General features: G+C 58.1%; 1 protein-coding gene. It reads left to right on the top strand.

The window, feature by feature from the left end; genetic code table 11:
- Positions 1–19: 19 nt before the first annotated feature.
- Positions 20–707, top strand: a 688-nt coding sequence (locus AC1DIX_RS27465) for a type I glutamate--ammonia ligase (RefSeq protein ID WP_477328476.1), incomplete at its 3' end; no start/stop codon positions are given.

Genomic DNA, 707 nt, shown 5'->3' with positions numbered 1-707 from the left:
GGGTTACGGCGACTATACGATGAAGCCTGACCTTTCGACGCTGCGGCGCATTCCGTGGCTCGAAGGTACGGCCCTGGTGCTCTGCGATCTGCTCGATCATCATACGCATGAGGAAGTGGCACATTCGCCGCGCGCCATCCTGAAGAAGCAGGTGAAGCGTCTGGAAGCGATGGGCATGAAGCCGTTCATGGCCTCGGAACTGGAATTCTTCCTGTTCGACCAGACCTATGAATCCGCGCATGCCTCGGGCTATCGCAACCTGAAGCTCGCCAGCGCCTATAACGAGGACTACCACATCTTCCAGACCACCAAGGAAGAAGAGGTGATGCGGGCGATCCGTACCGGTCTGCAGGGCGCCGAAATCCCCGTCGAGAATTCGAAGGGCGAGGCCTCCGCCGGACAGGAAGAGATCAACGTTCGCTATGCCGAAGCTTTGACGATGGCCGACCGCCATACGATCATCAAGAACGGCTGCAAGGAAATCGCCTGGTCGAAGGGCAAGGCCATCACCTTCCTTGCCAAGTGGCATTACAATGCCGCCGGTAGCTCGTCGCATATCCACCAGTCGCTCTGGAGCCTCGATGGCAAGAAGGCGCTGTTCTTCGACGAGAAGGGCAGATACGGCATGTCGCCGTTGATGGAAAACTACGTCGCCGGTCTTCTCGCCCATGCAAGCGAGATCACCTATTTCCTGGCGCCCTACATCA

Source organism: Massilia sp. 05N420, assembly GCF_056397205.1.
Note: the sequence above shows the minus strand (reverse complement) of the source record. Positions and strands in the feature narration are given on the sequence as shown.